This window comes from Pseudomonas sp. C2.3V (genome assembly GCF_058536325.1).
Genome location: NZ_JBZUBN010000001.1, coordinates 738,676 through 764,973, shown reverse-complemented (window position 1 = coordinate 764,973; position 26,298 = coordinate 738,676). Strand labels below are relative to the sequence as shown.

Genomic DNA, 26,298 nt, shown 5'->3' with positions numbered 1-26,298 from the left:
AAGCGCACCTAACAGATGGTGCACAGTTCACACTTGTAACCGATGAACTGTATGCCGACCCCTGTTTGACAAGGTATTACATCACGCAGCGACAAAAGGTCGTTTTACGGCAGCAGGCGACGGTAGCAGCATCAAATTAAATGCTAGCACAAAGCCATTATTTGCGTATCGATCCGTGGCTGGGAGTTTCTATGGCGGCGAGACACGCGCGCCGGAGGACAAAGCGGTAATCAGCGTTGCAGGACAGGTTCGGACTCGTGTCCGCATGCCATGCAGTGGCTCAACCATTCGCCTAGAAACAAATTCAGCTGGGTCTTTTCGTCAGGATGGTTCATCAGCTCGTTCGGATACGGATAGATTGCCTGTAACCGGCGGGTCGGCCCCGCGCTGATGACCTCTGCCATGCGTGCATCATGGTAAACACGCACTTCAAGCCTGGGCACAGGCAACCAGGGAAGCCCAAGCTCCTGGCTGACCTGCAGTGTTGTTGTATATGGACACGCCTCGGTCACTTCCAAGGCCAGTATGCCCAACAGCTTTTCTCCCTGCGAAAGCGCCACACGACGGGAAATCAGTGCCTCGCGCATCTTGGGAAGAAGCTGCATCAGTCGCAGATAGTTGGACTCGCACGTGGCCTGCAGCCCCGGCAAGTCAACTCGGTAGCGATCCCGCCCTTTCAAACCCATAAACCACGTACCTCGGCGCGATTGAGCGCCAGCCATTGCAAGGCAATCATTGCCGCTGCGTTATTGATTTTTCCATTCTTGACGGCGTCCAGCGCATCCTCGAAAGGCATGACGTGAACACGAATATCTTCCCCTTCTTCAGGCAAGCCGTGCACACCGCCAGCCTCGTCGCTGTCCACACGGGCCAGGAAGAGATGCACCAGCTCGTCACTGCCACCTGGAGAGGGGAAGTAAGTGGAGATGGGCCATAGCGATTGCAAGGCCAGACCAGCCTCTTCTTGCGCTTCGCGATGAGCGACCTCTTCGGGCACCTCATGGCTCTTGTCGATCAGCCCGGCTATCGGCTCAAGCAGCCACGGATTATCACTTTTATCGATGGCCCCAACCCTGAACTGCTCTACCAGAACTACCTTATCCCGCTTGGGATCGTAGGGCAGTACGCAGACCGCATCGTGCCGAACAAAAAGCTCCCGATCCAACCGGCGACCCATTTCGCCGGAAAACAACCGATGCCGTAAATATAGACGGTCTACGCGATAAAACCCTCTGAAACACTCTTCGCGGCGCTCAATTTCGAAGTCGCCTGGGGCTGACTTTACGTTTTCGCTCATCTAAGCCTCTCCGGACTTCAGTCGTGACAATCGCGCCATCCTAGCGTGACCGCTTGAAGGATGCAGCCCCTTGGCAGTACCGCCCGGAAGACTGGAAGATATGCGGATGACTGAACGGTTTGATGCCGAACTCATTGCACCGGATGCACTCGAAGCACATCCTGAGCACAGCCCCTCTACCTACCAAGGAGCCCCATGCGACTGTCCAAACTACTCGTTATCGCCAGCGCGGCCGTTTTATTGAGTGCCTGCCAAAGCTTTTTCAAGCCTGACCTGAACGAACCGCTCAAGCCCAAGCGTGTGGCGTGGGAGCACCGTCCGGCGGGCTGCGCCAATGCTGACTGCCCCTTCGTCAATGTCGATACGCTGAAGTTCGACGATGAACACCTTAATGCGATCATCGAGCAAGCCTTGCTTGAGGAAACCCGACCGGAACCGGGAGCCCCGGTAGCACAGTCGCTGGACGCTTACGAGCAGGACTTCCTGCGCAATGCGCAGCCGCGCTGGAGCAGTTACCTGCAGGCCAACATACGCGAGCAGCATGACGGGCTGGTGATTGTCGAGCTGTCATCCTATCTGGACACAGGCGGTGCCCACGGCCAGCCGGGCCGCAGCATCATCAATTATGATCGTCAGCAAAAGAAAGTCCTGACGCTTCAGGACATCCTGGTGCCAGGACAGGAACAGGCTTTCTGGGATGTAGCCAAAACCGCCCACCAGGCATGGCTGATAGCCAACGGACTCAAGGACGACGGTGCCTTCGAGAAAGAATGGCCCTTCGTCAAGACATCCAACATTGCACTGGATTTCGGTGCCGTCACGCTGAAGTATGATGTCACCAGCATTGCGCCCTACTCCATGGGCCATCCGCTTATCAAGATTCCCTATCCCAAGCTGAACGGCATCGTGCGCCCTGAATACTTTCCAGGCCGCCGCGCGCTGTAAGCCTGCTAGCCTGGCGATGCGAATCGCCAGGCTACCGACTCCTACCGTGCAATCAGTCTCCCCAGCACCAACTGAAGTAGACCCGCCAGGATCAGCGCCGGCAGGGTTGCCCCCAGTACGGGCCAGAAAGCAGCAAGCAGATGATAGATCGCTACACCGCAGCCCCAGGCGATGAGGGTGTCCCAGCGCAGCGTCGTCATGGCTACATGATCGGCGTGCTGGGTACGAAGGATAAAATGGTCGACCAGTACCACGCCAAAAAGTGGGGCGAATACCGACCCGATGAGCAGTAGAAAGTGCTCGTATTCAGCCAGGGCAACCTGCCACGCGATGAGTGTACACAGCACGCCGAAAGCCAGTGACAGATGCTCGACCTTGAGCCGGACCAAAATGCCGGAAGACACGGCAGCTGAATGAATGGCTGCAAATGTATTTTCCGACTCATCCAGCAGGATCAGCAGCAGGGGTATGCCTACGCCTGCGCCCGCCAGGGCCAGTAACAGAGCATTGGTCTGGCTTGCATCAGCGAAAGCCAGGGTATAGGCCACGCCCAGTCCCATCAGCCAGAAGTTGCCCAGGCAGTAACCAATGGCCGTGCCGCCAAACACGCCAGCCTGCCCGCGCCCAAACCGAGCATAGTCGGCAATCAGTGGTAACCAGGACAGCGGCATGGCGATAGCAATATCGAATCCGGCTGCAAAATTCAGTGATCCATCACCAGGACGCGCCCACAGCGCAGCCAGATCTGCCTTGGAGAAGAAATTCCAGGTCAGCCAAATGCAGGCGGCCAGGAGCAGCCAAATACCCCAGCGACGCAGAATGCGGCGAACGAAGGTAAGCGGACCGGCGACCGCCAGAATCGTGACCAGTACGCCGAATGTCAGCGTCCAGAAGACCGGATTGGCCAGCCAGCCACCCGCCCCCAGGTAACGGTCCGTTAGCAGAAGGGCTGCATCTCTCATAACCACCAGCTCGAAGCTGCCCCATCCTATCAGCTGCAGGATGTTCAGTACGGCAGGAACTACCGCACCGTAACGCCCAAGGTTCAGCTTGAGCGCCGACATGGCTGAAAGGCCGGTGCGGCTCCCGATGGTCCCAACAACGGCCAGGAGCAGTGAGCCGGCAACCGAACCACATAGAATCGTAAGCCAGCCCTGGGCAAGGCCAAGTCCGGGAGCCAGAAGCGCCCCGGTCTGAACCACCATGAGCCCGACGCTGAGCGAAAACCACAGGGAAAAGAAATCACGTCCGCCTAATACACGGCGTGCGTCAGGCACCACGATGTCGGGTGAATAGGTGCTGGTCGTACTCACAATAAACGATATCTCGGGTAATCAACGGGACAGGCGCACTTTTTGAGTCGCCCTGAACATAATAAGAAGCCGCGCCCAGGGACGCGGCTTAGCACTACACAACAACCCTCGCGTTAAACCTGCTTGTAAATCACACTTCCCTCTTCCTTGAACCGTGCTGCCTGCTCCTGAAACCCGGCTTCGATGGCTCTTTGCTCATCGGTCAACCCATTCTCCTTGGCGTAATCACGCACTTCCTGAGTAATCTTCATGGAGCAGAACTTGGGCCCGCACATCGAGCAGAAGTGCGCCACCTTGGCAGAGTCCTTGGGCAGGGTCTCGTCGTGGAAAGCACGCGCTGTGTCCGGGTCCAGGCCCAGGTTGAACTGGTCTTCCCAGCGAAATTCGAAGCGTGCCTTGCTTAGTGCGTTATCACGGATTTGGGCGCCAGGATGACCCTTGGCGAGGTCAGCGGCGTGGGCAGCGATCTTATAAGTGATGATGCCGGTTTTGACGTCGTCTTTGTTGGGCAAGCCCAGGTGTTCCTTGGGCGTGACATAGCACAGCATGGCACAGCCGAACCAACCGATCATGGCGGCGCCGATACCAGAGGTAATGTGGTCATAGCCGGGGGCGATGTCCGTGGTCAGGGGGCCAAGCGTGTAGAACGGCGCCTCGTCGCAGCATTCGAGCTGCTTGTCCATGTTTTCCTTGATCAGCTGCATCGGCACATGGCCCGGACCTTCGATCATGCACTGGACGTCATGCTTCCAGGCCAGCTTGGTCAGCTCGCCCAACGTCTCCAGTTCACCAAACTGGGCGGCATCATTGGCATCCGCAATAGAGCCAGGCCGCAGGCCATCCCCCAGGGAGAAGCTGACGTCATAGGCCTTCATGATTTCGCAGATTTCTTCGAAATGCGTATACAGGAAATTCTCCTGGTGATGCGCCAGACACCACTTGGCCATGATGGAACCGCCGCGCGAAACGATACCGGTCACGCGCTTGGCCGTCAGCGGCACGTAGCGCAACCGTACCCCCGCATGAATGGTGAAGTAGTCCACTCCCTGTTCGGCCTGCTCGATAAGCGTGTCGCGGAAGATCTCCCAAGTCAGGTCCTCGGCTACACCACCGACTTTTTCCAGCGCCTGATAGATCGGAACCGTCCCGATCGGGACCGGACTGTTACGCAGGATCCACTCACGCGTCTCGTGAATATGCTTACCGGTAGACAGGTCCATCACCGTATCAGCGCCCCAGCGGATGCCCCAGGTCAGTTTTTCCACCTCTTCCTCGATCGAGGACCCCAGCGCACTGTTACCGATGTTGCCGTTGATCTTCACCAGGAAGTTGCGGCCGATAATCATCGGCTCCAGTTCAATATGGTTGATGTTTGCAGGGATGATGGCGCGGCCACGGGCCACTTCGTCCCGGACGAACTCCGCGGTAATTTCTTTCGGGATGGCAGCACCAAAGCTTTGCCCGCCGTGTTGCTGCGTCAAAAGACCCGCCTCCCGAGCCTCCTGAAGCTTCATGTTCTCGCGAATGGCGATGTATTCCATTTCCGGCGTGATGATGCCTTTCCTGGCGTAATGCATCTGACTGACGTTGTGCCCTGCCTTGGCCCGGCGCGGGGTCCGGACATGGGCAAACCGCAGGGCGTCAAGGGCCGGATCATCCAGGCGAGCACGCCCGAACTCGGAGGAAAGCCCCGGTAGAATCTCGGTATCACCACGCTCATCAATCCAGCGCGAGCGAACATCCGGCAGTCCCTTGCGCAGATCGATGCGTACATCAGGGTCGGTATAGGGGCCTGAGGTATCGTAGACAAACACCGGCGCATTCTTTTCGCCGCCAAACGCGGTTGGCGTGTCAGCCAGACGGATCTCACGAACCGGCACACGGATATCCGGTCGGGAGCCAGTCAGGTAGACCTTTCGGGAGTTGGGAAACGGCTGGGTGGACTGGCGATCGACCTGGGTGAAATCGGTGACATTGTTCTGCTTGTTCATCGAGGCTCTCCTGGTAGGCACGGTGCCGGGGAAGAACCTGATATTCAGGAACAGGCGGATGCCTGCAAGGTGGTCTGCTCGAGCGAACATGACCTCTTGTTCCCTACGCGGGTTGGCACGTCGCACGCGACGAGTTTAGCCCGATCAGGTTCAACGGGATCCGGGACTACCCGATCTCAGCGCTTCGTATGACGCACCCCGACAAGAACGTCTGCAGTGTAAACACAGAATGCGTTACCCGCCAGGAAACTTCACAGCATATTTTCTCTCGTATGGCCGATACGGCTACACTCGCCCTACAACATGGAAAGCTATGCCAGGACCTCACATGCTGCGTATCGTTCTCTTTTCAACCCTGAGCTGTGCCTGCAGCCTGGTTATGGCTCAGCCAGCAGAGTCGTCTACTACACAGAACGGACTGGTCGCGGTTTACCAGGAAGCCCTCAACAATAACTCCGATCTGGCAGCCGAGCGTGCCGGCCTTGCCGCGCAGCGGGAAGCCATTCCGCAAGCCCGCGCAGGCCTGCTACCGCAGCTCAGCTTGGGCGCTCAAGTCAATGACACCCATATGAGTCTGGGACTGAAGCAGAACGACACTTTAGGGATTGCAGAAGGTCGCTATAAGAGTGATCGCAGCAGTCAGATGATCCAGGCCAACCTCAGCCAGCCGCTGTTCCGGGCAGATCGTTGGTTTCAACTCCAGGCAGCCAAGGCCGGTACGGAACAGGCCGAGTACCAGTTTTCAGCCGCCCAGCAGAACCTGATCCTGCAAACGGCGGAAGGCTACTTCAGCGCCTTGCGTGCCCAAGATGCCTTGGCGACAGCCAGGGCTGAGGAAGCAGCCCTCTTCCGCCAGCTCGACCAGACCCGGGAGCGGTTCAAGGTGGGGCTGACGGACGAGACCGATGTACTCCAGGCCCAGGCCAGTTATGACACAGCCAAGGCCAACAGCTCTCTGGCTTCGCGTAATGTGCAAGACGCCTTCCAAGGGCTGGTCCGCCTGACCAATCGCGAGTACAACGCGCTTGAAGGCATTCGCCACGATCTGCCGATCCTGCCACCCATGCCCAACGATGCCAAGGCCTGGGTCGATCGCGCCGTGGCGCAGAACCTCCAACTGCTGGCCTCCAACTCAGCCGTAGACACGGCGCAGGAAATCTTGCGCCAGCGCAAGGCCGGACACCTACCCACCGTGGATGCAGTGGCACGCTACCAGCGCGGCGACAATGACGCTTTCAACCTGCCCAATCCGGGTGTCGATATTTTCGACAGCCCTGTCAGCCAGCGCAGCGTGGGCGTGCAGGTCAATGTTCCCCTTTATACCGGCGGGCTGACCAGCTCCCAGGTACGCGAAGCCTATCAGCGGCTGGACCAGAGCGAGCAGCAGCGCGAGAGCATGCGCCGTGAGGTGGTACAAAATACACGCAACTACCATCGCGCCATTAACACCGATGTTGAGCAGATTGCTGCACGCAAGCAAAACATTGCGTCCAGTCAACGCGCCTTGGAGGCTACCCAGATCGCCTATCAGGTGGGTACACGCAGCATTGTCGATGTACTCGACATACAGCGCCAGCTCTATAACGCCGTTCGTGAGTACAACAATGCTCGCTATGACTATATCCTGGATAACCTGCGCCTGAAGCAGTCAGCCGGCATTCTGAGCCCGAACGACCTGCTTGAGCTGTCGCGCTATTTGAAACCTGACTACGATCCGGACCGTGACTTCCTGCCTCCGGATCTGGCCAAACCCATCAGTATGACGCAGCGGCCCTCGTTAAGACCCTGACGAATGCCTGATCAACCGATCCAGCCCATCCAGCAGGCGCTGCAAGGCGCCCTGGTTGGCTTTGAGTACAGCCAGTCCGCCCTGCCGCATCTGGTCGGCTACATGCTCATCCATCAGCAGCAGCTGGAGCGCCTCAGCAATATCCTCGGTGCTCCTTACATCACGCAAGGCCTGCGCATCGCGCAGTTGCGCCGCGATGTCCAGAAAGTTAAATACATGCGGTCCGGAAAGAACCGGCTTACCCAGGGCTGCCGGCTCCAGAAGATTATGCCCGCCCCGCTCGATCAGGCTACCTCCTACAAAAGCGACATCCGCTGCGGCATATAAGAAGAGCAACTCGCCCATCGTATCGCCTAGGTAAACGGCCGTGTCGTGAGCAACCGGCTCGTCCTTCGAGCGGCGCGCAGTGCTCAACTGGCTTTGCTGACAATGCTTGAAAACATCATCGAAGCGCTCAGGATGACGCGGCACCAGTATCATCAGCGCGTCAGGCAAGTGCTGGCGTAACCGCGTATGGGCCGCCAGAAGAATCTCGTCCTCGCCGGCATGGGTACTGGCTGCAATCCAGACAGGGCGATGTCCCCAGGCTTCTCGCAACACCTCTGCACGACTAATCAGCGCCGGATCGATACTCAGGTCGAATTTGATGGATCCTGTCACAGTGACACACTCAGGCCGGGCCCCAAGCGAGGTAAACCGCTCGGCCTCCGCCGGTGTCTGGACCGCGATCCAGTCCATGGATGACAGCATGGGGCGCGTGACACCCTCCAGACGACCATATCCTTTTGCCGATCGTGCAGACAGGCGGGCATTGGCCAGTGCTACCGGAATCCCTCGACAGGAGCACTGATGGATATAGTTGGGCCAGAGCTCGGTCTCCATGATGACAGCTAGCGTCGGTCGTACATGATCCAGAAACCGTGCGACTGCACAGGGCACATCATAAGGTAGATAACAATGCTGCACCTGGTCACCAAACAGCGCCCGAATTCGCTCTGAACCGGTAGGCGTCATACAAGTTACCGTGACGGGCAAATCGGGATGCCGCTCGATCAGAGCCCGTACCATTGGCGCAGCGGCAATACTTTCTCCCACTGAAACCGCATGTATCCAAAGACCACCAGGCCGCATGGGCGGAAGGCCAAGGGAAAACCGCTCTCCCATGCGCTGACGATAGAGCGGCGCCCTGCGCGAGCGGAGCACTAAGCGCACGGCAATGAAAGGAAGGGCAATATAGAAAAGCAGGCTATAGAGAATTCTGTTCATGGCGGCGGAGCTTAGCCCGCTTTGCATGGAAAGGCGATGGCAAAGCCCTCTGTTGATCCTAGGACGGCCTTAACCAATGGCTTGCAGCTGCTCGGCAAAGTGCTCACCCAACCAGCGCGCCGCAGGCCCCTGGGGCTCGTCACGCCGCCAGACCAGCTCAACTACCAGCGGAGGTGGCGTCCAGTCACTGGCCAGCTCCACCAAGTGATTCAAGTAAGTAGGATAGCGGGCCACATGACGAGGCAGCCAGGCCCAACCAATGTCACGCATGACCAGTTCTGCTGTCACATAGAAACTGTCGGCTCGCCAGACGTGTGGACTGATCGGCTCGCCGCCCGGGTAACCGCTCTGATAAGGCGCAATGAGAATCTGCCGGTGCTGAGCCAGTTGCTGACGCGTGATGCGAGCATAGTGAGCCAAGGGATGACCTGCCCCACACACCGTAACCATCTCCACCAGACTAAGCCGCCTGCGCTCCAGGGCATCAGGCATGTGCTCGTGATGGAACATGAGTCCAAGGTCAGCTCGGCGATCAAGCAGCTTTCGCGCAACCTCTCCCTGGGCGCCACTGGCAAGCTGTACATCCAGAAAAGGATAGGTCGCTGCCAGGGTCTCAAGGCTGTTGACGATAGGCTGATACGGCATCGCTTCATCATGAGCCAAGCGCAAGCGAGTTTCCTCGCCCTGTGTCAGCCCTAGCGCCCGACTTTCGAGGCGCTCACAATGCCTCAGAATTTCCCGCGCCTCATCAAGCAGCGCCCGTCCCGACTCGGTCAGCCGAGGCTGCCGTCCGCTGCTGCGCTCGAACAGCAGGACCCCAAGGTCTGCTTCCAGCAAGGCAATTGAGCTACTGATAGCTGACTGGGCGCGCCCCAACCGACGAGCCGCTGCAGAGAACGAACACGTCTCGGCCACACTCACAAACAGACGAACCTGATCAAGGCTCCACTGCATAACCTATCTCCATTACAGATAGGTAATCACTTTATCCCATCACAAGAAAAACTAGACTGGCGTTTTCAATCAGGATGCTTCTTATGATCGGCTACATTTATCTGGCTATTGCCATCGCGGCTGAAATCGTTGCGACAACCGCAATGAAGGCTTTGGATGGCTTCAACAAACCGCTCCCGCTGGTGCTGGTTATCGTTGGCTACGCCGTTGCCATTGGGCTTCTTTCTCAGGTAGTCAAGATTATTCCGGTCGGTATTGCCTATGCCATCTGGTCAGGCATGGGAATCGTGTTGGTCAGCATAGCGGCTGCCGTCATCTACAAGCAGACACTTGATCTGGCCGCCATACTGGGCATGAGCCTTATCATCCTGGGCGTTATCGTCATTCAACTGTTTTCAAAGAGTACAGGACATTGACCTGAGACCTACGTCTGCAACCGCCTCACGTTATACTGCACGCCTGTTTTTGAAAGAGTCCTGCACATGAGCCCAGCACTGAGCACCGATATTCTGATCGTCGGCGGAGGCATTGCCGGCCTGTGGCTGAACGCCCGTCTACGCCGAGCGGGTTTTGCCACAATCCTGATCGAGTCGGGCACCCTGGGGGGCGGGCAAAGCATGAAGTCCCAGGGCATTATCCATGGCGGTGCCAAATATGCCCTGCACGGCGCGCTGACAGGTGCTTCGGAGGCCATTGCCGAAATGCCTCGCCGCTGGCGCGACAGCCTGGCAGGGACGGGCGAGCTGGATCTGCAGGGTGTCCGCATCCTTTCGGAAGCACATTATCTCTGGTCTCCCGGCACGCTCGCCGGCAACCTCACCAGCTTTTTTGCAAGCAAGGCCGTTCGCGGTCGAGTCGAGCCCGTCAAGGGATCGGACCTGCCTCCTGCCCTGCAGGATCGTGCCTTCAAGGGCAAGGCCTATCGCTTGGCAGAGCTGGTATTGGATGTGCCGAGCCTCATTGCGCGTCTGGCAGAGCTGGCAGGTGACAGCGTGATGAAAGGACAACGCCTTGACCCCATCCTTGAGGATGGGCAACTGGTGGGGCTGATCGTGGACGGCCAGCCTATCCGCGCTCAGCGAGTAGTACTGAGCTCAGGCGGAGGCACCGAAGCCCTGCTACGTGACCTGGGCCTTGAGCAACCGGCCATGCAGCGCCGCCCATTGCATATGGTGCTGGTCAAGGCGCCTACACTCAAACCACTCTATGCCCACTGCCTGGGCGGCGGTTCGAAGCCCCGTATTACAGTGACCACACACCCCTCAGCTGACGGGCAATGGGTCTGGTACTTGGGAGGTGAACTGGCTGAAGCCGAAGGTGTAGCACGTTCAGAAGACGAGCAGATTGCAGTGGCTCGTCATGAGCTGGAAAAGCTGCTGCCCTGGATAGACCTCTCCCAGGCGCGGTGGGCCACCTTGCGGGTAGACCGTGCAGAGCCGGCGCAATCCAGCATGGCCCGTCCAGATAATGCCTTTGTGGCGGAACACGGCCATCTGCTGGCCGGCTGGCCAACCAAACTGGCCCTGGCGCCTGATTTTTCTGATCGAGTCTTTGCGGTCCTTGAGCGAGAAGGTATTCGCCCCGGTACGCACCCTGCCCTTCCTCCGCACCCTATGCCACCGATGGGTATCCCAGTTTGGGAGACGCTGTTGCCATGAAAACCTTGCACGATTACTACCGCCCCCTGGGCGCGACCGGACTCATGGTTTCACCACTGGGGCTTGGTACCGTGAAGCTGGGCCGTGATCAGGGTGTGAAATATCCCAATGGCTTCACGATTCCTGATGACCGGGAAGCTGCTGACCTACTGACCCTTGCCCATGAGCTGGGTATCAACCTCATCGATACTGCTCCCGCCTATGGTCATAGCGAAGAACGCCTGGGCAAGCTGCTCAAGGGGCAGCGCGACAATTGGGTTATCGTCAGCAAAGTGGGAGAAGAGTTCGAGTCCGGCCAATCACGACACGACTTCAGTGCTCAGCACACTCGGTTTTCCGTCGAGCGCAGCCTGAGGCGATTGGGGACCGACTGCATTGACTTGGTACTCGTACACTCCAACGGACACGATCTCGATATTCTGGAGCAATCAGATGTCTACACGACCCTGGAGACGCTCAAGCGCAAGGGCTCCATTCGCGCTTTCGGCCTTTCCGGCAAGACAGTAGAGGGTGGCCTGCTGGCGCTCGACAAAGGCGATTGCGCCATGGTGACGTACAACCTCAACGAGCAGAGCGAGCGGCCGGTCATCGACCATGCGACCGCTATTGGCAAGGCGATTCTCATCAAAAAGGCGCTGGCCAGCGGACATGTCTGTCTTGGGAGTGGCGTGGACCCCGTCCAGGCCAGTTTTGAACTGGTACTTGGTCATCCAGGAGTGGCCAGCGCTATCATCGGAACCATCAATCCGTTGCACCTGTCGCATAATGTCCGTGTCGCTGCTAGCGTGATCGAGTCCAGACGTTAACGCGCACGGGGCATCCATGATAACAATTTCAGGAGTCTGCCATGCCTCAACTCATTGCGCGTCAGAACCCCAAGGCATTCAAGACCCTGCCGCTGCTGGTTGAAGGCAGCCCGGAAAAGCTGGTTTACCAGGCCTTGGGCCAACCCCTGAATTTCAACGAGGTGCTGGAGCGCCGCCGTCCGATTGTCGTCGAAGATGAACAACGCTTTTCACTTGAGCTGGCAAACCTGGGCGTTTCGGTCAGGATCACGCTGAACTGGCAAGGGCATGATCATTGGCTATTGGTCCGTCAGAAGCGGGTCGATCGTGGCGATACCGTACTGAAACTGATATCCGGTTACGTACCTGCCCATGAGCTTAACCTTCCACTGCTTACGGCCGTTCAAGAAGTGGCTGAAGAATGTCTATTTGAAACCCCCGACGGCTGGCTACAGGGCCGTTTTACCGAAACCTGGTTGCCTACGCCTTACGAGGGAGCACTGAAGTACCGGGAAAACGGCCATTTCACCCTCACCCCTCGTACCGGGGCCGCACGTCCTGTCCAGTGCGGCAGTCTAGCGCTGATCGAGCGGCCACGCGCTTACGTGCATACGCCTACCGCATCGCTGCAGCTGGTCTATGACATGCAGATGGAGCTACCCAAGGATATCCGCACGCCCAGTCTTTTCCATGTGGATGACAAGGTGGAGGATGGACAGCTCATCGCACGCCTGGACAGGCGCCGCCCGGATATTTATCTGCTGGCAGTGGATCAGGGTCGTCCTACCGGCGAGCTGTTTACCTTACACGAGGGGCAACGCCAGCCTGTAAGCACCCGAGGCCTCTGGCTCTCGGAAAGCTTTGCCGAACAGCGCGGCTGGCTCGTGCATGAAGAACGGGTACGCTGGCAGGATTGGCTGAGCCGCCTGGGCACAGTCAAGGAGAAGGCGTCCTGACGGACGCCGTTTGTATCAGGAGCTTCCGCGAATTCGCTCAACAATCGCGGTGGTTGAACTGTTTTCGACGACGCCCAATACCTTTACTTCCCCCCCATAGGCTTGAACCAGAGGTGCTCCGACTACCTCATCGACGCTTTTGTAGTCTCCACCTTTTACCAGCACATCCGGCTTTACCTGCTTGAGCAGCTCCTCAGGTGTGCTTTCGCTGAAGGGAATGACCCAATCCACAGCTCCAAGGCCAGCCAACACCGCCATTCGGCGATCGACAGTATTGATAGGACGGCCCGGCCCCTTCAGGCGGGTGACGGATGCGTCATCATTCACCGCTACAATCAGGCGGTCACCCAGTGCACGTGCCTGCTCAAGATAAGCCACATGACCAGCATGGAGGATATCGAAACAGCCATTGGTGAAAACGATTTTCTCGCCATGGGCACGTGCATCCTCAATAGCAACCTGCAACTGCTCCAGAGCCAATACCCCTCGCTCCGAGCCTTCCTCTCGCTGCACCGCACGGCGAAGCTCCGGAGCGCTGATTGCAGCAGTGCCCAGCTTACCCACTACAATACCTGCAGCAAGGTTCGCCAGAGCGACCGCATTGTGCAGCTCCTCGCCCGCAGCCAGCGCGGCCGCCAGAGTCGAAATAACGGTATCGCCCGCGCCGGTTACATCGAAGACTTCCCGTGCACGAGCAGGTAGATGGAACGGCTGCTGGTCAGGCCGCAACAGCGTCATCCCGTTTTCACCACGGGTTACCAGCAGCGCACCCAGCTCAAGCTCAGCGATCAGTTTGCAGCCTTTGGCGACCAGATCAGCTTCGTCGGTGCAGGGTCCTACAATCGCCTCGAATTCGCTTAAGTTGGGCGTAATCAGGCTGGCGCCCCGGTAGATCGAAAAGTCCTTGCCTTTGGGATCTGCCAGTACCGGAATATTGCGAGCACGGGCCAGCTGGATCAGGTCCTGATGGTTTCTGAGCGCGCCTTTGCCGTAGTCGGAAAGGACCAGCACCTTTACACCTGCCAGCATGGAGCGCGTATCTGCTGCCAACGCCTGGGTATCGGTCTTGAATGATTCTTCAAAATCGACACGCAGTAGTTGCTGGTGACGGCTCATGATCCGCAGCTTGACGATGGTCGGCTGTCCGGCGATACGTTGAAAACGTGCCTCGACCTTGGCGGCCTTCAGGCTGTCAGCCAAGGCGTCGGCGGCCTCGTCCTGGCCTGTTACACCGACCAGATAAGCCGGTGCCCCCAAGGCAGCAATATTGAGCGCCACGTTGGCAGCACCACCGGGGCGATCTTCATTCTGATCAACCCGTACGACAGGCACAGGCGCCTCGGGCGAGATTCGCGACGTTGCACCATGCCAATAACGATCGAGCATGACATCGCCGACCACGAGCACGGGGGCTTGATCAAAACGGGGCATGGTCAGCTTCATGGAAAGACTCCAAACGTCAAAACGGCGGCGATGATACCACAGGGTTAAATCAGTCCCCGAGCGGCCCATGCCTCAGATCTTTTACGAAAAACAGCTCATGACGGCGAACAGCTTTACGAAAGAATTCGTCCTCTCCCGTCACTGGCCATCGGCGCCCTGTCAAAACAGACTGAAGCAGTCGGCGCAAACGTTTCTTGAGTGGTGGCGGAACAAGCAGATCATGCTGCATGCCCAGCGCCATGGCCTTATCGAGCTGAGTCTGCGCACTCAACAGCGGACTCCAGACAGGTAGCGCCGGCAAAGGCTCGATAGCCGGCGGCAGGGCGATACCGTTACCTGACGGCCCCATCGGCCAACGGTCGTTGTCGTGCAGATGGTTCGCATAAAGCAACGCCGTATCTGGCTTCCAGTTACTTTTCTGGATGGCTTCCTCTACCGCCTGGGCTGCCTGAACATGGTCCGCATGAGGGTCCAGCTGGGGATGGGGAAACACCATCACTTCCGGCTGAAAATGTTCGATGAGCGCAACCAGGTCGGCAACCAGATTATTCCAAGAAGGTTGTCCGTCCGTGTCACCCGGAAGACGCAACGGATTAAAGCGCCGTACCGGACGAATATCTACATCACCGGAATCGCGTGAGCCAAACACCTGCTCTGGCGCAGCATGCATGGCCGGTAGCTGAAGGCAAAAATAGCCCAGCTGAACGCAACGCGTCATGGGCACACCGCCCCATAGCGGTACAGCCAGGCTGTCCCATGTCCGCAAGCGTCCTTTGAGCCTGGCTGCTTCAGCAGTACTGAGGCCAAGTCGCTCATAATACTCGGCCTCAATCTCTCCTTGCGTCAAGGTAACAATCGAAGCTTCGGCGCAACCACTATAGAGGCCGAACGCAGCCAACTCCGCATCGTCCGCATGGGGCGCAATTACCATTACACGTTTGGAGGCATAATCTGGATTGGAAAACCCATGCAGTGTTACAGGACCAACGACCCGGCAAAAATGGCCCTGGACAGATACTCGCCCTTCATGCAAGGCCTCGAAAAAGCCTGACAGGTTAAGGTAGCGGCGACCTTGTACGCCTCGTTCGAAATCCTGACGATCCTCCTGGCTACCAGCGCGAATCACAACATAAGGATCGAACAAACGGCCTAAAAAGCCTGCCTTGATTTCGCATTCCAATACCAGGGATTGCAACTCATCTGAAAGCTCATACCCTTTCAACGTCAAGACGTTGTCCGTGATCTCGACCGGCAGGCGTACACTGCTCTCAGGAAAGTCATACCGGTAATCATCATGTGGCGCATAGAACAGATGATCCGCGAACCAGGCCTCATGAACAATCCAGACAGCCACTATCGCAAGAGGTACCAGCCACCAAGGCAGCACCTGTACAAACGCAGCACCGAGCAGAGCAAGCAGAAACAACGCAATGATACCTAGTGCGATCCGCTTATGGCGCCGGTGCCGCTTGAGTAACCTTTGTTTACGCGCACTCATCACTTCACCTCGTGGACCGGCACTCGGTTGCACCAGCGATCCTTGTACTCACGATCCGCACGGCCAAATGAAAAGCGCAGGTCCTTACCTAGTGCACGCGCCTCCTCCCAGGCCGCCTGGGTATTGAGAAAGCTCAGTACACTGCCCGGACTGAAGTCCCGACTCTCCGGCGCCACACCACCATTGACGTATTCAACACTGATCCACCGAGGGGATTCGACACGGTAAAGCACCTGAATGGCAGCTGGAGCATCGTCCAGAAAGATGACGGAACCCATCATGAATTCGCGTAACAGAGAGAAGACGTCAGCCAGATGAGCTTTGGCAGGTACCTCGAAGGCCCAGCGGCGCTCGAACAGATCGGCATAGAACGCTGCCAGTTCTGCTGGTGTAAAGTCACTGACAGGCCGAACCTGCCCACCCGCCTCTTCCAGCAGACGCAATTCACGGCGCTGGTTGTAACGAAACTTCTTTGAAAGCTCCTCCGGCGCTCGTGCAATTGCCAGACATTCTTTTTGCTGACGTGCAGTCGAGACATGCGCGGCACTTAGCGAAGATAAATACCGGACCTGCTGGCGCAGCGGAGCCTGAGCATTCTCCTGAGCTGGCAGAATGATTTCTGCGTTCCCCAGGTCGAAGTAGTCACGTTTACCCTTGCGCTTGAGCACATCGCGAGACAGCGCAACGTGCCCACCCCAACATGCTACTGCCATCTGCAGCCCACCGCTGGCTGGCCATCCCAGATAGCGGACCGGAAGCCCAACCAGATCAGACAGGCGTGCAACGATCTCTGGATGGGTGGCAACACTGCCTCCCCATGTTTGCCACGCCCGGGCATAAGCTGGTGCATCAATCTCAACCCAGCCGCGCTCACGCCACGCCCTAAACAACCCCATCATGAAACGTGCGAGCCTTCTTCATCGAGTGTCGTTGCGCCTTTTTCAACCTGACTGTTATGCAGGCGGGCGTAATAGCCATTTTGTGCCAACAGCTCAGCATGCGTACCGCGCTCGACGATACGCCCCTGATCCATCACCAAAATCAGATCGGCCTTTTCAATGGTGCTAAGCCGGTGCGCAATCACCAATGTGGTTCGGCCAGTCATAACCCTGTCCAGCGCCGCCTGGATATGCCGCTCGGATTCGGTATCCAATGCAGAGGTGGCTTCATCCAGGATCAGCACGGGCGCATTCTTCAAAAGCGCCCGTGCAATGGCCAGACGCTGACGCTGACCGCCCGAAAGCAGTACACCGTTCTCACCGACCAGTGTTTCATAACCCTCAGGCAAACGCTGGATGAATTCGTCGGCATAGGCGGCCTTGGCAGCTTCGAGCACCTGCTCAAATGGCGCACCAGCCAGATCACCATAAGCAATATTATTGGTGACCGTGTCGTTGAACAGCGTGACCTGCTGTGTCACTAGAGCAATGTGCCGACGCAGATTGGGCAACCGATAACGCTGGATGTCCAGATCATCCAGCAGAATCTGGCCCTGCGTGTGCTGATAGAAACGGGGAATCAGGTTGGCCAATGTTGACTTCCCGCTGCCCGAGCGCCCTACCAGCGCTACCATTTGTCCAGGTTCCGCTACAAACGAGATATTGTCCAAAACCGGCTTTTCGGTACCGGGATAGGTGAAGTTCAGATTCCGAACTTCCAGACGCCCTTGCGCTCTAGCTCGCTCTTCAGTTCCTTCGTCCACTTCCGGGACTTCATCCAACTGCTCGAAAATGCTTTCAGCACCTGCCAGACCTTTTTGGATAGTGGCGCTGACTTCGGAGAGCTGGCGAATAGGCTTAGGCAGCAAACCAGCGGCGGTAATGTAGGCGATTAGCTCCCCGGGGGTAGAGTCGCCGCGCAAGTAAAGAACCATATACATCAGTAGCGCCATCCCTATGTATATTACCAGCTGCAGAAGAGGCGTATAAACTGCCTGAGTACGCGTCATATTCAGGCTGCGGTTCATGTTGTCAGCGCTGGCTTTGTGGAAACGATGGCGTTCGTAAGCCTCTCCATTAAAACTGCGTACAACTCGGAAACCCTGAATGGTTTCAGAGGCCACATGAGTTACATCGCCCATGGCTACCTGAATTTTCTTGCTCTGCTTGCGGAATTTTTTGCTAGCAGCGGTCACCATAATCGCTATAACGGGTAAAATGGCGACAAGAACTAACGTCAGCTGCCAGTTCATGACGAGCAAATAGCCAAATAAGAACACCACTGTAAAGCCCTCACGGATGACAACTTTGATGGCATCTGTGGCAGCTCCGGTTACCATCGTCACGTTGTAGGTAATGCGTGAGATCAGGTGTCCAGAATTTTGGTTGTCAAAGTAACGATTAGGCAATGTCAATAAGTTATCGAATAAAGCACAGCGAAGGTCATGCACAACTCCTCGTGCTACCTTCGCTAGAAAGTAATTGCCCAAGTACGAGCCGATGCCCTGATAAAGCGCGATGAGTACAATCATCAACGGGACCCCTAAAACAAGTGGGATACCGAAGAACTCTGCCTCGTTCGGCTTTTGCAACCCGTCCAGAAAATACTTCAGGATGTCGGCAAGCATGGGCTGACTAGAGGCAAAAAGTAAGAAGCCTATGATGCTGATTGCAAATGCGCCCCAGTAGGGAAGAACGTACTTTAACAATCGAATGTAAATTTTTAGGCTGGACTGTTGAACAGTATTGGCCATTCGGCAAGCCTCGTACGACTGGCTAGAGAGAAAAGATGCGGATTGTAACAGTGAATGAAATGCACGTCTGGCTGAGCCATGGCAAAGTGCTGGAAAAAGATAGTCATGGCCCGAAGGTAATACGCTTAGACACAGGCCTACTCTTGAAGATCTTTCGCAGCCGACGTACACCATTTCTAGCACGACTGGCACCGGAGGCAGAGCGCTTTGCACAGCACGCAAAAACCCTGCAAGAGCGTAATATAAAGGCGCCTCGCATTAGAGAGTGCTACTGGTTAGACCAGCGCCATGCAGTTAGTGCTTGCTTGTACGAACCGCTAGCCGGCACCTCTCTCGAGCATTTATTCAACCATGCTCGAAATGAGTTTGATGCCCTGCTACCTTCGTTGGCGCGCTTTATTAAACAACTGCACATGAAAGGAATCTATTTCAGATCCTTGCATTTAGGTAACATCATTTACACTGAAAATAGCTTCGGTTTAATTGACTTCTTGGACATTCGTTTCCGAGCGCGTCCACTTAGCAAATCTTTAGTGGATCGCAATTTTAGTCATTTGAAAAATTATTTAAATCGTCGCAAGGTTAGAGATTTTCCCTTACAGACGCTTTTAGACTATTATACCAGTATAGAACTTTGATCGCTCATCAGTGGCTTGATTACAGCTTCTTTACGCGTAATATATGCACAGTTACCAGATATATTTTTATTAACAAACGAGGCGGCACCAATAGTTACATTATTACCGATAATTAAATCGTCACCAATGATACAGGAATGAGCAAATAGTTTGACGTTATCGCCAATAACAATTCGCTTTTCATCACTCTCATTTTTTACTCCAATCGTGCAGCTTTGCCAAACTTTGAAATGCTTACCTATCACTGCATAACCGCTGATAACAATTCCGGTAGGATGTGCAATCCAAAGCCCTTCCCCTATTTGAGCCCCCAACATAATCTCGACATTATATGTACGACTTAAGCGCTCATTAAACAACTTTGCGCGCCGGCGCCAGAATGAGCTTTCACTTTGATGCATGACGTAGGCAAGACGGAACCAGAATAAATAAGCATAACGGTTGCTTCGTTTGCATTTTTGTCGTAAACGCCGCCAAGAAAATGGCTTTTCAAGCCCGCCGATAATTTCAATATGCCAATAGCGCTTGAGCTCGAGAAAACGAGAGTGCACAGTCATACCAGAACTCCTGCAGACCTCTCTAGCGGATTTCTTCGCAAGGAGTTAGCTGCTAGTAATATCCCAACGGGCAACCAGAACGTAATGACATACACACTGGGCCGTAAAAGAATTTCGTGATAATTGGCGATAGCCGCTACCGCTGCGAAAACGAGCAAGGCAGTTCCTAAACGCACTATTGGTTCCGTCCTAAGCTTTATACCCTTTGCAAGCAGGACCACAATAAGTCCTAATAAAGTTAGGGCTCCGACAATACCGTATTCGTAAAAGAATTGTAGGTATAAATTGTGGGCCTGTTTGAAGCAACGTTCTGTAGTGTCGATACAAATGTTGAATGCAGCTCCTGCACCAGCGCCGGTCAACCAAAAAGCATCGAAACGGTTCAACCATTCCATCCAAATCACATCACGTAGAGAAAAACCAATCGTGCGCTCTACATGAAGTTGAGCCGAGAAGGCGATACAGGCTACGCCAATTCCTCCAATTACTAAGAACGAAGCTAATAACGACTTGCGCCCGCCAAATAGGATGAGCAGCACAGCTAAGGCAGCAATCAGCGCCAACCAGACACCTCGGGAAAAAGTGTAGATCACATAGATCAACAAAATCGATCCCGCCAGCGCAAATAGGATGGTCATACTCGCAGACATCTGGCGACGGAGAAATAGATAAACCAAGCAAATTAGAGCAACACTATAATAGAGTGCTGAGACGATGGGATTGTTGAAATCAGCTAATCCCTGCCAACCCAGCTTGTAAATACGAAAAGCTCTATAGCCCAGGTTCTCATGGCTAATAAAATTCATGATCAGACTAGCTGCTGCAAATAATACAGCCACTACCACAAAGGTATTGATGACGCTTTCAAAGTACTGTTCCTTGTGCACAAGCATCGCTATAGCAATAAGATAAAAAGAAATTTGCAGTAACACTTTAAACCATTTTATTCCATATTCTGCCGACCCTGGATTCAAGTAGCCAGAACCTAAGACCCATACAAACATCACTGCAATAAATAAAGTTCCTACATCTCGTGGGATTAGCTTATATGCTTGTACCAGACAGAGCGATAACAAGACAGGAAGAAACAGAAGTAAGTTTACAAGAGTTGCATAACGGCTACCATCTGCAATCAAGCATAAGCCTGCCAACTGGGTAAACATACCCAAAGCCACCCATAGGCAGAGATAATTGCTCAGTCTGCTTTCAACCATGCCCACCTCGCGTTAATGTTTTGAGAAGGCTACTGCAATTCGTCTAGCAACCTCGTGTATATGCGTGTCATCGCCGTCCTGCCAGCGCCCAGGCACACAGTATTGATTCGCCAAATAATGTAAAAAAGCTAGACGGATCTGAGGGTCAAGGAACCAGTTCGGGTAATGCTTAACGAGATCAATCAATGACTCAAGACTGTCAGCATGCTCGCAAACGCCTTCCACTGTGTAAAAGGCCTGCCCTAACGTAATTACTGGCTTGCTTAGCAGGATGGCTTCTAAGCCTACTGTTGAGTTAAGAGTTATTACCGCAAGGCTTTTTTCGATCAACTCTTGAGTACTATTGCCATTAGCGAAAAAAAGGCCGCTATGCGTAGCAGCATGTAGATCTGGGTATTTCTCCCGACTCGAAGGATGCTCTTTCAAGATTACAGGTATGCCACATGCCTGATTAAGCTTACGCGCCCACTCGAACAGCTCACGCATGTTTTGAATATGTGGTGAAAAATACCTAACCTGCGAATCCCTATCGTCCTGAAAGGGAATAAAGAAAAATTGCTCAGGTAGCACTACCTCTACTTGCCCAGATATGCGTGGCTTACGAGGAATAAGCTTGACTGCTTGCTCTTCGTTCTCCAGAGCTATAATAGTTGCATAATTCCGATAAAACCTGGCATCACGAGGTACAGAATTATGAAAGTTCACGCCCTTAGTGTCTAAGGTAGTCGTGCCGGGTAACAGACCGTTTTCAAAATGAAACCGAAGCGCCTGCTTTGGAAACAGACCGGAAAATAATCGGCAATAGCGATTAGAACCGTTCCATATGGCAAGTGCCTGGGGCTTTTCCCGCTTAATCCAGGCTTGCATACGTAAAGCAGTCCAAAACATTTCTAATCGCAGGGCTAGCTTGTAATAAACACCATAATATTTACCCTTGATCTGTCGCTCTTGGCATTTTTCTTCCACTAGGGTAGCAAAATCGAGAGCTAGCACAGCGCGATCAAAACTACCACGCCCGGGTAATGGTAATTCCCGCAACGTAATGACCTGACTATCTAACGCCAAGGCATTGGAAATATTTTGGAAGTAATGGCTCTGGTGTTTGGCTAACGAGAAAAAAAGAATATCAGTCATAATTCACACGCCAACCAGCATCAATAATCAAACGGTTCCCTTTAAGACAAAGGTTTTTATACCAGCAGGAACCTGAACCTCACTAATAAGTGCATTTAGTATCTGAAGCGTAGTATCCAGCCCATTGACACCATGAGCCAGATGATACTCTGCGAAATCTGCAGCTAACCTAGTATACGCTTCATAGTCACGCTCAATCTGTTCGACTCTATTATCAAGCTCCTGCCTTGTTCTAACCTCACCTCCTAAACGTGTTTGCTCAAAAATATCTTTGTCGGAGCTGAGGTTAACGTGAATAAGAGGCCGTCTAGCCAAACCTGCCTCGACGACCGCATTTGACATGATATTTATAACAATGGAGGAAGTTTTTAACGCCTCGGCCAATGTGCAATTTTCAGGCAGTAATTCCAGGTTGCTTATTCGCTGCGAAACATCGCTCCAGTAAATGCCCCGGCTTCGAGGATGCCGCTTCACCTGGACACGATAATCAGAGTGATGTTCGGCCCACTCTGCCAGTAGATGATAGGTCTGCTGATAGCCTAGCTCTTTTTCTTTGTCCGGCCCGACTCCTAGAATAAGCAAACTTTTACAGTCTTGCCGAGCAAGAGGCATATCGTAAGCTTCATCAACCATGTGCGAACCTGCAAGAACTACAATGGAGTCCCCAAAAAGCAACCGCCGACGCTTCAACGCCTCGTACGAACTCTGGCCAAAGAGCAGATAATAGTCATAGTCATTCATGCCTAGGCGGCGAGAGTGCTCTACTGTTGTAGCGTGAGCCAGATGAACCAATGTGGCATGTCTTCGGCGCAGCGAAAGACGCAAAAAGGGCGTATATAGACTACCATTTCGATCATTTAACAAGAGCTTTGGCTGGTAATGCGCAACAATCCACTCAGCATAGGCTGCATAGCCAAAATAGCGCAGCGGTACAACCACGCCAGGATCTACAAGATGCCGCTCACGCAAGATTTTTGTACGCGCTTCGAGAGCCGTTTCTGTCAGCCGATACTGCTTAGCCAAACGCATTAAAAAAGTTTTTTTGCGTTGAAAAGCGACTACTTTTTCTGCTGACTGCAGCATAAGTATATCGCAAGGAGCGCTGCCGACCTGAGTGAGCACATGGCGTCGGGCTCGATAACCAAACCAAAAGTCTCCGACGCCCTCCTTGATGAAGCGCAACAGTGATCCTAAAAAACCATGGCGCTCACGTAGCAATTGCCAGCGATAGCGATCCAACGCGGCCGCCTTTTTCTTCCAGACGGCTCCTTCCATCGCAGACAAACCCGCTACTCCACGCTACGCATTAGTTTTACTATTTGAGGCAAACTCCAGAACTGGCGGCGGGCGGCTTCATCTGAAAATAATGTTTCTAGACGCTCTGCCATAGCTGCGCTGCAGGCATGCCGTTGCCGCTTATCCAACTGAGCTAAGCTAACAAGACCTTCAGCAAGCGCTTGGCCATCCCCTAATGGAAACAGCACACCTATGCCTTCGACAATCTCCCGTGCGCCACCACAGCCAGTAACAATTAGAGGTACTTCGGCAACCATGGCTTCTAAAAGCACCATACCGAACGGCTCGTGATCCGAACTCAACGCAAAAGCATCGAAAGCTTGAAAATACAGACGTGCATTGGGTATTTGACCAATAAAAAGAACCTGATGAGCTATTCCTAACTCACGCGCTTCCTCCTTGAGCTCTTCCTCTAGACGACCGCTGCCTATGATGACGAGTAATGCATCTTGAGTGAAATGCGGGAGAGCTTTAGCAAAACCCTTTAGCAAAGTAGACTGGTCTTTATCTGGATGTAAACGACCAACGTTACCTAAAATCCAGGCCTCTTGCGGAAGACGCAACTGCTCACGAGCAGCATAACGAGTCAACTGCTGAGAACGAAGTGCTTCTACATCGACCCGATTGTACAGCGTTTCAATACACTCATGCGGCCAGTCAGGCAGCTTGGCACGTAGTTCATCGCGTACTGCATTAGAAACGGCCAGAAGCGTCAGCCGCCTGCGGAACGCTTTAGCAAACACACGCCGGCTAAAGCGTTGATAGTCACCATAGGCATGACTCACCCCGATAACCGGGATTTTCGTAGCCAAACAGGCGATCCAGGTAGGCTTGAAGCGATGGGCAATGATGAACCGTATGCCTCTGGAGCGAACAATCTCTCGCAGTGCACGGATAGCACCAAGCTTCAATCCACGAATATCTTTGGAGCTGTACTCCATGAACAGCACTTCATCCGAGGCGCACTGGGTGGCAACCTCGGCATCGGCAGCGCCGGTCAGAAAAACTGTCGTGACCCGATAGCCTGTTCCTTTGAACAGGCTTGCGTATTGCCGGGCACAGTCCAGGAAAGGGCCATCATAGCCATGGCAAAATTGTAAAACCCTTGGTTCAGCTGATCGAGTCATAGGCATCCGCACCGTCTTTGACTACGAGGATGTCTTCCATGATCAGGTATTGCAAATCCGATCCGTAGAACATATTGAGTGCATCAGTCGGTGAGCAGATCATCGGCTCACCACGACGATTCAATGAGGTGTTCAACGAAACGCCGTTGCCAGTCAGGCTTTCCAGCTCCTTCATCAGGTCATACCAGCGTGGATTGTGTCGACGTTCCAGCACCTGGGCGCGGGAAGTACCGTCCTCATGGACAACCTCGCCTACACGGTTTTTCCACTCTTCATTGACCTCAAAGGTAAACGTCATGAAGGGTGAAGGATGGTCAACTTTGAGCATCTCATGTGCCACGGTGTCGAGCATCGAAGGGCAGAAAGGCCTCCACCGTTCGCGAAACTTAATCTGCTCATTGATACGGTCGGCCACACCCGGAACGCTCGGGCAGCCAATGATGGAACGGCCGCCCAGCGCACGCGGGCCGAACTCCATGCGGCCCTGGAACCAGGCCACCGGATTGCCGTCCACCATGATTTTAGCGATACGCTGGGGGACGTCGTCGAGCTTGCGCCACTTGGGTGCATTAGGGTGACGGGCACAGGCGGCAATTACGTCCTCGTTACTATAGGACGGCCCGAGGTAGACGTGTTCCATCTTCTCGACCGGCACACCGCGCTGGTGCGATACGTAGGCTGCCGCACCGACTGCCGTTCCTGCATCACCAGACGCCGGCTGAACGAACAGCTCCTTGACCTCTGGACGCGCAATAATCTTCTGGTTGAGCTTGACGTTCAAGGCGCAGCCGCCAGCAAAGGCAATCTTGCCGGTTTCCTTGATGATATCGCCCAGGTAGTAATCCATCATCTCCAGCGCCAGCTTTTCGAAGAGTGCTTGCATGCTGGCTGCATAATGAATATAGGGATCATCGGCGATATCCCCTTCCCGCTTCGGGCCAAGCCACTCGATCAGCTTGGGCGAGAAGTAGTAGCCCTTGCCCTTTTCCTTATAGCGACGGAAGCCGATGACGTTAGCGTAATCGGTATTAATGATCAGCTCGCCGTTTTCGAATTTCGCCAGCCTGGAGAAATCATACTTGCTCGCGTCACCGTAGGGTGCCATCCCCATGACCTTGAATTCGCCATCAAGCATTTCAAAGCCGAGAAATTCGGTGATCGCACCGTAGAGCCCACCCAGGGAGTCCGGATCATAGAACTCCTTGATCTTGTGGATCCTGCCATTCTCGCCATAACCAAAAAAGGTAGTCGCGTACTCGCCCTTGCCATCAATGCCTAGAATGGCGGTCTTTTCAGTAAAACCGGAGCAATGGTAGGCACTGGAGGCATGTGCCAGGTGATGCTCGACAGGCTCGGTCTTGATTTTTTTCAAATCAAAGCCCAACTGCTGCAGGCACCACTGGATACGCTTGTGATAGCGCTTGTAGCGGCGATTACCAAAGAGAATGGCATCCAACGCGCGGTCAGGAGCATAGGCATAGCGCTTGGCATAATGCCAGCGAGCCTCGCCAAACAGGCTGATCGGCGCAAATGGAATAGCTACGACATCCACATCCTTTGGCTTGATACCGGCCTGCTCCAGGCAGAATTTGGCCGACTCGTAGGGCATGCGGTTCTTGGCATGCTTGTCACGCACGAAGCGCTCTTCTTCAGCCGCCGCGATCAACTTGCCGTCGATATAAAGTGCAGCGGAAGGATCATGGCTCAGGGCGCCGGACAGGCCCAGAATCGTCAATGCCACAGGT

At 54.7% G+C, this 26,298-nt stretch carries 22 protein-coding genes and 1 riboswitch; of the genes, 6 read left to right on the top strand and 16 right to left on the bottom strand.

Annotated features, from left to right (window positions below; translation table 11 throughout):
* Positions 1-230: 230 nt before the first annotated feature.
* Both AC4LF3_RS03660 and AC4LF3_RS03655 read right to left on the bottom strand, forming a co-directional pair.
* Entirely contained in the window at positions 231-686 is a 456-nt protein-coding gene (locus tag AC4LF3_RS03660; protein WP_010797081.1) for a DUF1249 domain-containing protein, read from the bottom strand.
* Positions 677-1,297, bottom strand: coding sequence for an NUDIX domain-containing protein (locus AC4LF3_RS03655; RefSeq protein ID WP_288659070.1), 621 nt, complete (start codon positions 1,295-1,297; stop codon positions 677-679). The genes AC4LF3_RS03660 and AC4LF3_RS03655 overlap by 10 nt, the downstream gene beginning before the upstream one ends.
* A gap of 195 nt (positions 1,298-1,492) precedes the next feature.
* On the opposite strand from AC4LF3_RS03655, the gene AC4LF3_RS03650 reads away from it, so the two are divergent.
* Positions 1,493-2,242: an RsiV family protein gene (locus AC4LF3_RS03650; RefSeq protein WP_026003706.1), complete on the top strand. Its 750-nt coding sequence runs from the start codon at positions 1,493-1,495 to the stop codon at positions 2,240-2,242.
* 41 nt (positions 2,243-2,283) lie between these two features.
* Here the strand turns inward: AC4LF3_RS03650 and cytX are convergent, their stop codons facing one another.
* Together cytX and thiC are read right to left on the bottom strand one after the other, a co-directional pair.
* Entirely contained in the window at positions 2,284-3,558 is a 1,275-nt protein-coding gene (gene cytX / locus AC4LF3_RS03645; RefSeq protein WP_491836240.1) for a putative hydroxymethylpyrimidine transporter CytX, read from the bottom strand.
* Between the two features lie 110 nt (positions 3,559-3,668).
* On the bottom strand, positions 3,669-5,546 hold the full coding sequence (gene thiC, locus AC4LF3_RS03640) for a phosphomethylpyrimidine synthase ThiC (protein WP_491834799.1): 1,878 nt from the start codon (positions 5,544-5,546) through the stop codon (positions 3,669-3,671).
* 83 nt (positions 5,547-5,629) lie between these two features.
* A riboswitch (TPP riboswitch) is annotated at positions 5,630-5,757 on the bottom strand.
* A gap of 117 nt (positions 5,758-5,874) precedes the next feature.
* On the opposite strand from thiC, the gene AC4LF3_RS03635 reads away from it, so the two are divergent.
* Positions 5,875-7,335 carry a TolC family outer membrane protein gene (locus AC4LF3_RS03635; protein WP_491834798.1) on the top strand — a complete coding sequence of 487 codons (1,461 nt, stop codon included), beginning with the start codon at positions 5,875-5,877 and terminating at the stop codon, positions 7,333-7,335.
* On the opposite strand, the gene waaA is transcribed toward AC4LF3_RS03635, so the two are convergent.
* Positions 7,324-8,601: a lipid IV(A) 3-deoxy-D-manno-octulosonic acid transferase gene (gene waaA, locus AC4LF3_RS03630; RefSeq protein ID WP_491834797.1), complete on the bottom strand. Its 1,278-nt coding sequence runs from the start codon at positions 8,599-8,601 to the stop codon at positions 7,324-7,326. The genes AC4LF3_RS03635 and waaA overlap by 12 nt on opposite strands.
* Before the next feature lie 69 nt (positions 8,602-8,670).
* On the bottom strand, positions 8,671-9,555 hold the full coding sequence (locus tag AC4LF3_RS03625) for a LysR family transcriptional regulator (protein ID WP_019364026.1): 885 nt from the start codon (positions 9,553-9,555) through the stop codon (positions 8,671-8,673).
* Between the two features lie 83 nt (positions 9,556-9,638).
* Between AC4LF3_RS03625 and AC4LF3_RS03620 the strand changes: the two genes are divergently transcribed.
* The 4 genes from AC4LF3_RS03620 (at position 9,639) to AC4LF3_RS03605 (ending at position 12,954) form a co-directional block, all read left to right on the top strand.
* The gene (locus AC4LF3_RS03620; protein WP_010797073.1) at positions 9,639-9,971 is read left to right on the top strand and encodes a DMT family transporter; all 333 of its coding nucleotides are present in this window, start codon (positions 9,639-9,641) and stop codon (positions 9,969-9,971) included.
* Between the two features lie 66 nt (positions 9,972-10,037).
* Positions 10,038-11,213, top strand: a complete 1,176-nt coding sequence (locus tag AC4LF3_RS03615; protein ID WP_404625390.1) for an NAD(P)/FAD-dependent oxidoreductase — start codon at positions 10,038-10,040, stop codon at positions 11,211-11,213.
* Positions 11,210-12,019: an aldo/keto reductase gene (locus AC4LF3_RS03610; RefSeq protein ID WP_491834796.1), complete on the top strand. Its 810-nt coding sequence runs from the start codon at positions 11,210-11,212 to the stop codon at positions 12,017-12,019. Before AC4LF3_RS03615 ends, AC4LF3_RS03610 begins: the two co-directional genes overlap by 4 nt.
* A gap of 41 nt (positions 12,020-12,060) precedes the next feature.
* Complete coding sequence (locus AC4LF3_RS03605) at positions 12,061-12,954, top strand: metal ABC transporter ATPase (RefSeq protein WP_219650765.1); 894 nt, start codon at positions 12,061-12,063, stop codon at positions 12,952-12,954.
* A 15-nt stretch (positions 12,955-12,969) separates the two neighbouring features.
* On the opposite strand, the gene hldE is transcribed toward AC4LF3_RS03605, so the two are convergent.
* The 10 genes from hldE to AC4LF3_RS03555 form a co-directional block, all read right to left on the bottom strand.
* On the bottom strand, positions 12,970-14,397 hold the full coding sequence (gene hldE, locus AC4LF3_RS03600) for a bifunctional D-glycero-beta-D-manno-heptose-7-phosphate kinase/D-glycero-beta-D-manno-heptose 1-phosphate adenylyltransferase HldE (protein WP_313550862.1): 1,428 nt from the start codon (positions 14,395-14,397) through the stop codon (positions 12,970-12,972).
* Positions 14,398-14,446: 49 nt separating this feature from the next.
* Positions 14,447-15,895, bottom strand: coding sequence for a PIG-L deacetylase family protein (locus tag AC4LF3_RS03595; protein WP_491834795.1), 1,449 nt, complete (start codon positions 15,893-15,895; stop codon positions 14,447-14,449).
* Positions 15,895-16,794 (bottom strand): GNAT family N-acetyltransferase, encoded by a 900-nt coding sequence (locus tag AC4LF3_RS03590; protein ID WP_491834794.1) that lies wholly within the window; start codon positions 16,792-16,794, stop codon positions 15,895-15,897. The genes AC4LF3_RS03595 and AC4LF3_RS03590 overlap by 1 nt, the downstream gene beginning before the upstream one ends.
* The gene (gene msbA, locus AC4LF3_RS03585) at positions 16,791-18,587 is read right to left on the bottom strand and encodes a lipid A export permease/ATP-binding protein MsbA (protein ID WP_491836239.1); all 1,797 of its coding nucleotides are present in this window, start codon (positions 18,585-18,587) and stop codon (positions 16,791-16,793) included. The genes AC4LF3_RS03590 and msbA overlap by 4 nt, the downstream gene beginning before the upstream one ends.
* A 616-nt stretch (positions 18,588-19,203) precedes the next feature.
* Positions 19,204-19,782, bottom strand: a complete 579-nt coding sequence (locus AC4LF3_RS03580; protein ID WP_491834793.1) for a serine acetyltransferase — start codon at positions 19,780-19,782, stop codon at positions 19,204-19,206.
* Positions 19,779-20,996, bottom strand: coding sequence for an O-antigen ligase family protein (locus AC4LF3_RS03575; protein ID WP_491834792.1), 1,218 nt, complete (start codon positions 20,994-20,996; stop codon positions 19,779-19,781). Before AC4LF3_RS03575 ends, AC4LF3_RS03580 begins: the two co-directional genes overlap by 4 nt.
* 12 nt (positions 20,997-21,008) lie before the next feature.
* Entirely contained in the window at positions 21,009-22,130 is a 1,122-nt protein-coding gene (locus tag AC4LF3_RS03570; protein ID WP_491834791.1) for a capsular polysaccharide export protein, LipB/KpsS family, read from the bottom strand.
* 27 nt (positions 22,131-22,157) lie between these two features.
* On the bottom strand, positions 22,158-23,405 hold the full coding sequence (locus AC4LF3_RS03565; protein ID WP_491836238.1) for a capsule biosynthesis protein: 1,248 nt from the start codon (positions 23,403-23,405) through the stop codon (positions 22,158-22,160).
* A 14-nt stretch (positions 23,406-23,419) separates the two neighbouring features.
* Positions 23,420-24,553 (bottom strand): glycosyltransferase, encoded by a 1,134-nt coding sequence (locus AC4LF3_RS03560; protein WP_491834790.1) that lies wholly within the window; start codon positions 24,551-24,553, stop codon positions 23,420-23,422.
* Positions 24,537-26,294: a carbamoyltransferase family protein gene (locus AC4LF3_RS03555; protein WP_491836237.1), complete on the bottom strand. Its 1,758-nt coding sequence runs from the start codon at positions 26,292-26,294 to the stop codon at positions 24,537-24,539. The genes AC4LF3_RS03560 and AC4LF3_RS03555 overlap by 17 nt, the downstream gene beginning before the upstream one ends.
* Positions 26,295-26,298 lie beyond the last annotated feature (4 nt).